We start from the raw sequence: 6,141 nt of genomic DNA, 5'->3' as shown, positions 1-6,141 counted from the left end.
TATATACTCCCTGGTCGGTCTCCAGGTCAGCCCCACCCCGAGACCGCCTGTCAATAACTATTCCCAAAAAATCAATCTTAGATAGATATATCGGCAATACCAGAGAATATTACAGCCCCTGATATAAAATCAAGAGAAAATCTTTCTCGCGGGCAAAAGAGAATTACAGAATATACCGGCTGAGATCTTCATCGCCGATAATATCGGCAAGTTTCTTAGTCACCATCTCCGGTGTAATCCGGATGCCCTTTTTGCCGTCCGAACAATCAAACATTATATCTTCGAGAAGATTGGACATGATGGTGTGCAGCCGCCGCGCTCCGATATTTTCGGTATTAGTATTCACCTGTTCAGCAATCTCGGCAATTCGCTGCAGCGCCGAATCGGCGAAAGTCAACTTTACCCCTTCCGACGCCATCAGGGCGGAGTACTGTTTCACCAGCGCGTTTTTCGGCTCCGAAAGTATCCGGACAAAATCCGCGGCGTTCAGCGATTCCAGTTCCACCCGAATCGGAAATCTTCCCTGAAGTTCCGGAATCAGGTCGGACGGCTTGGAGGAATGAAAGGCTCCGGCGGCTATGAAAAGTATATGTTCGGTCGTCACCATACCGTATTTGGTCATCACCGCCGAACCTTCCACGATGGGAAGAATATCCCGCTGAACCCCTTCGCGGGAGACATCGGGACCGACCTTATTCTTGTCTCCAACTATCTTGTCGATTTCGTCGATAAAGATAATTCCCGATTCCTGCGCCCGCTCCAGAGCAATCGATATAACTTCATCCATATTGACCAGCCTGGAGAGTTCTTCGGAGAAAAGGAATTTCCGCGCCTCGGCAATGGTCATCTTTCGTTTCTTGGTCTTCTTCGGCATCAGCCCGGAAAACATCTCCTGAAAATTAATCCCCAACTCTTCCATACCCATCGGGGAGAAGATTTCGACGACCGGAAAGCGGTCAGCGGGGGCTTCCAGTTCCACCATCCGCTCTTCCAATTTTCCGGAATGAAGTTTTTCCCGCAATTTGTCGCGGGTGCCGTCGACTTTGGCATCCTCGCCGATTTCAATCTGCGGCTGTTTGACGCGCGGCGCGGGAGGCAGAAGCAAATCAAGGATTCGCTCATCCACCAGCTGACGCGCTTTCTCCTCCACCAGTTCCGATTTCTCCTGCTTTAGCATATTGACCGAAAGGTCCACCAGGTCACGCACCATCGATTCCACATCCCGTCCGACATAGCCGACCTCGGTGAATTTCGAGGCTTCCACTTTCAGAAACGGGGCATTCGACATCTCTGCCAGTCGTCGCGCGATTTCGGTTTTACCGACTCCGGTAGGACCTATCATGAGAATATTGTTGGGGAGAATTTCCCGTCTGATTTCCGGCGCGGCCGCCTGACGTCGCCAGCGATTGCGCAGCGCAATCGCCACCGCCTTCTTGGCTTTATCCTGACCGATGATATATTTATCCAGGTGTTCGACAATTTCTCTGGGGGTCTTGTATGATTTATTCAGCATTTTATGCTTTCCACGGTAATATTGTCATTGGTGTAAACGCAAATATCGGCGGCGATTCTGAGGGCTTTTCTGACTATCTCTTCAGCCGACAGCGACGGGTTAGTCGAAAGTAGGGCACGGGCGGCAGCCAGAGCGTATGGTCCTCCGGAGCCGATAGCCAGAATGCGGTCATCCGGCTCCACCACCTCTCCCGAGCCGGCAATCAACAGGGAATGCTTGTTGTCGGCTACCGCCAGGAGCGCTTCCAGTTTCTGAAGATACTTATCGGTCCGCCAATCCTTTGCCAGTTCCACGGCGGCGCGCGGAAGATTCCCGGAGTATTCACCAATCTTATTTTCGAAGCGCTCAAATAGCGCCAGGGCATCGGCCGCCGCTCCGGCGAAACCGGCAAGAATCTTATCATCATGAAGTTTCCGCACTTTGACCGCTTTCGATTTCATAATGGTGTCGTTAAAACTGACCTGCCCGTCTCCCCCCATGGCGACCGCGCCTTTATACCGAAGACCCAATATGGTTGTAGCGTGAATTAACATTTTTTCCCTTTCCTCAGGCTCGCGGATGAGCCCGCTTGTAAACCGCCTTCAGCTGCTCGGTCGTAACATGGGTATATTTCTGTGTCGTCGCCAGCGAGCAGTGACCCAAAATCTCCTTTATAGCCAGAATGTCGGCGCCGTTTTCCAGCATATGGGTGGCGAAACTGTGGCGGAGCATATGCGGCGTGACCCGCTTGCCAAGGCGGGCGCAGTATTTCTGCACGATACGGTCCACCGAGCGAACCGACAGAGGACTGCCGGAATGATTGAGGAAGAGAAATCCCCGGTCCCGTTTGAACCGCTCCGCGAATTGCGCCCGGACGGGCAGATACCGCTCCAGTTCTCTTCCCAGCGCCGCCCCAAAGGGAACAAAACGCTGCTTATTCCCTTTTCCAATCACATTTAACGTATTTTTATTTCTATCCAGGTCGGTGAGGCGCAGTGACGCCAATTCCGTCCGTCTGATTCCCGAAAGATAAAAAAGCGCCACCATCAGATAATCGCGCCAGCCGAAAAAATTGTCTCGCTCCAGCAGATTGAGCATTTCGTCGGTCTCTCTCTGCGATAGAAAATCGGGTATCTTTTCGGAATATTTCAATTTGCTGAGTCGGCAATGATAAATGGCGTACCGTTTGTCTTGCAGAAGAAATCGTTGAAATCCGGAGAGCGCCGAGATAAACCCGGCAAGGGTGCGCACCGATACCGACTCGCTTCGTCTCTGGGAGAGATACTTTCGAAGGAACAGGGCATTGACCGCCGGCTCCGGGGGGACGGTCTGGTACTGCTCTTCAAGAAATTCAACCCAGCGCGCCAGCGACCTTCGGTAAGCCTGAACGGAACCGGCCGCCAGCCCCCGCTTTTCAGTCAGATATTGAATATATTCCGCCAATGCTTTTTTAAGCATGATGACATAATATCGCAATTTGTCGGTCGGGTCAAATAAAATTGGAGAATTCGATATTCGCCGCTAATGGCTTTCCTGCGAAATCTTATGCTTGCAGGCCGGGCAGTACAGATAGACGCCGTCTTTCTTAGAGGCTTTTTGCAATAGATATTTTCCGCCGCAGTTGGGACAATCCTGGTTGACCGGTTTATCCCAGCTGACAAAGTCGCATTTGGGATAATTGGAACAGCCGTAAAAAGTCCGCCGCGTTTTGGTTTTCTTCTCCACGATATCGCCGCCGCAATTCGGCTTGGGGCATTTTATGCCAGTCGGCAGCGGCATAGTTGTCTTGCATTCGGGATAAGCCGAGCAAGCCAAAAATCTTCCAAAACGTCCGCTCTTCACCACCATCGCCGAGCCGCAGTTGGGACATTTGATATCGACCGGCGGAAGTTCCTCCGCGCCGTTGAGCGGCTTGGTCGATTTGCAGTCCGGGTATGCCGAGCAGGCGAGAAACCGGCCATTCCTGCCCCACTTTATCACCATCGGCGAGCCGCACTTATCGCATGACTCATCCGTCACCTCGGTCAGCGACTCCTTGATCTCCTGATGTTTCTTGGTAAGTTTCCCCAGGTGCTTTTCAAAGGGACGATAGAACTCCTTGACCACATCGACCCATTTGTCTTCCCCGATTTCCACCTTATCCAGTTCCGTCTCCATATAGGCGGTAAATTTGACATCAAAAATGTCGGGGAAGTTCTCAATCAGAATTTTATTCACTGTCTGCCCCAGTTCGGTTGGATGAAGCCGCTTTTCTTTGGATTCGACATATTTCCGGTCAATCAGAGTTGAAATGATGGAGGCATAGGTTGACGGTCTTCCGATACCTTCTGACTCCAAAGTTTTCACCAGCATTGCTTCGGAAAAGCGCGCCGGCGGTTTGGTGAAATGCTGGCTGGGAGTAACTTCCAGGAGCGTCAGACGGTCCCCCGGTTTCAACTCCGGCAGCGATTCCAGCAAACCATTCTCGCCATTCTGTCCGTTTTCTTTTGCTTCCTGATAAATTTTTAGATAACCGTCAAATTTCAGACTCTGGGCATAAGAATGGAAAAGATACTTTCCCGCCTTGATATCAAGGTCGGCCGTGTCATACAGAGCCGGCGCCATCTGGCAGGCGACAAAACGATTCCAAACCAGTGTATATAGACGGTACTGGTCTTTGGTGAGATATCTTTTGATTTTCTCGGGAGGATGGTCAATGAAAGTGGGCCTGACCGCCTCATGCGCATCCTGGCTTCCCTTTTTGGCGCCATATTTGACGGGACTCTTGGGCAGATAAGCGGCGCCAAAATTTTCTTTTATAAAGCCGCGAGCCATATCGATAGCGCTGTCAGCCAGTCGAGTGGAGTCGGTGCGCATATATGTTATCAGGCCTGTCGGTCCTTCCTCACCCAGGTCAACGCCTTCGTACAACTGCTGCGCCACCGCCATCGTCTTCTTGGTGGAAAATCCCAGCGCTCGCGCCGCCTCCTGCTGCAGGGTACTGGTTATGAAGGGAGGGGATGGTTTGCGAACTTTCTGCGATTTCCGAATGGAATCGACAACAAACTCTCCCTTTCTCAATTCCTGCGCCACCCTTTCGGCCTCTTCGCCGGTCTTAATCTCCGCTTTGGAACCGTCAATCCTGGATAGTTTCGACGGTATCTTGTTGCCGATGGCATCCTGAAGCAGCGCCGCGATCTCCCAGTACTCTTCGGTAACAAAAGCGGCAATCTCCGCTTCCCGTTCGCAGATGATTCGCAGGGCAACCGATTGCACCCTTCCCGCCGAAAGACCGCGCGCTACAGTCTTCCAGAGAAATGGAGAGACTTTGTATCCGACCAGACGGTCCAGCACCCGCCGCGCCTGCTGCGCATCGACCAGGTTCAGGTCGATAGCGCGGGTATGATGGAACGCTTCCAGCACCGCCGACTTGGTGATTTCATTGAAAGTCACGCGCGAGATTTTCTTGACATTCTTCAGCTGCTGCGCTACATGCCAGGCAATCGCCTCCCCTTCCCGGTCCGGGTCGGGCGCGAGATAAATCTTCTCTGACTTCTTGGCGCTTTCCTTCAACTGCTTGATGACCTTCTCTTTTCCCTTGATTACGACATAGTCGATCTTGAAACCGTCATCGGTATCTACCCCCAATTTCGATTTGGGCAGGTCGATTATATGTCCAATCGTCGGCAACACTTCATAATCGCGCCCCAGAAACTTCTTGAGCGTTTTCGATTTTGCCGGCGATTCTACTATGAGAAGGTTCTTTGCCATAAACTTATTTTACTTCGCCCAGACGTCTAAATTTTACTTTGCCCGCGGCCAGATCCTGCAGGGCAAGCGAGGTCACCTTGCGACCGTCAATAGTAACATTCTCCTCCGCCATTCGTTCCAGCTGCGCCAGACGAAGGGCATTGACTTGCCGCGCCCGCTGCGCCGCAATCAGAACTGCTTCGTAACGATTCTTTGTCACTTTGTCCAACTCCTCAAAAGAGGTTTTAACCATAGAGCCTCCTATGACTCAAAAATCAATCGCTTTCTCGAAGTAAACCGCTTATGCGGCGATGGTCGATAAATCTCTGCTGACAATGGAAGGAATTTATTATCATCTCCACTTCACTTACGGCCGTGTCCAGCTCCCGGTTGATCACCACATAATCAAATTTCCGATAGAGCTTCATTTCGCTCAAGGCTCTCCGGAGACGAATCCTTAAATGCTTATCGTCCTCCGTCCCCCTTTGCTTTAACCGTCGGGCAAGTTCCTGACGGCTGGGGGGGAGTATGAAAATCGAAACCGCCATCGGGTACTCTTTCTTTAACTTAAAGGCTCCCTTGACGTCTACATCCAGTATCATCACTCCGCCGGCGGTCAGGGTTCGCTCCAGCGGTTCCCGAGGTGTGCCATAATAGTACTTATGCACCTGGCACGACTCGGCGAATTCCCCACGCTGACGCCGCGTCACGAATTCAGGATAACTTACAAACAAGTACTCCCGCCCGTTTCGTTCATTGGGACGCCTGGGCCTTGTCGTTACCGATATTGAAAACCGCCACCCTTTCCTTTTGTTCCCGGCCCGCAGTAACCGTCTGCAAATAGAGCTCTTACCGCCTCCCGAGGGAGACGATATTATCACGATTTTGCCGGTCCCCTGTTTCATATCAAAACCGAATTA

At 51.7% G+C, this 6,141-nt stretch carries 6 protein-coding genes; all 6 read right to left on the bottom strand.

Going from position 1 to position 6,141, the window contains the following annotated elements; all coding sequences use genetic code 11:
* Positions 1–163 precede the first annotated feature (163 nt).
* Positions 164–1,513, bottom strand: coding sequence for an ATP-dependent protease ATPase subunit HslU (gene hslU, locus AB1690_13315; protein MEW6016285.1), 1,350 nt, complete (start codon positions 1,511–1,513; stop codon positions 164–166).
* Positions 1,507–2,046: an ATP-dependent protease subunit HslV gene (hslV, locus tag AB1690_13310; GenBank protein MEW6016284.1), complete on the bottom strand. Its 540-nt coding sequence runs from the start codon at positions 2,044–2,046 to the stop codon at positions 1,507–1,509. The genes hslU and hslV overlap by 7 nt, the downstream gene beginning before the upstream one ends.
* 13 nt (positions 2,047–2,059) lie before the next feature.
* Positions 2,060–2,950, bottom strand: coding sequence for a tyrosine-type recombinase/integrase (locus tag AB1690_13305; GenBank protein ID MEW6016283.1), 891 nt, complete (start codon positions 2,948–2,950; stop codon positions 2,060–2,062).
* A 63-nt stretch (positions 2,951–3,013) separates the two neighbouring features.
* Positions 3,014–5,242, bottom strand: coding sequence for a type I DNA topoisomerase (topA, locus tag AB1690_13300; protein ID MEW6016282.1), 2,229 nt, complete (start codon positions 5,240–5,242; stop codon positions 3,014–3,016).
* Between the two features lie 4 nt (positions 5,243–5,246).
* Positions 5,247–5,474, bottom strand: a complete 228-nt coding sequence (gene rpoZ, locus AB1690_13295; GenBank protein MEW6016281.1) for a DNA-directed RNA polymerase subunit omega — start codon at positions 5,472–5,474, stop codon at positions 5,247–5,249.
* A 22-nt stretch (positions 5,475–5,496) separates the two neighbouring features.
* Complete coding sequence (gmk, locus tag AB1690_13290) at positions 5,497–6,126, bottom strand: guanylate kinase (GenBank protein ID MEW6016280.1); 630 nt, start codon at positions 6,124–6,126, stop codon at positions 5,497–5,499.
* Positions 6,127–6,141 lie beyond the last annotated feature (15 nt).

The sequence above is a fragment of the Candidatus Zixiibacteriota bacterium genome (genome assembly GCA_040753495.1).
Classification (GTDB): domain Bacteria; phylum Zixibacteria; class MSB-5A5; order GN15; family PGXB01; genus DYGG01.
The sequence above is the reverse complement of the archived record's forward strand: the minus strand, read 5'-3'. Positions and strand labels throughout refer to the sequence as shown.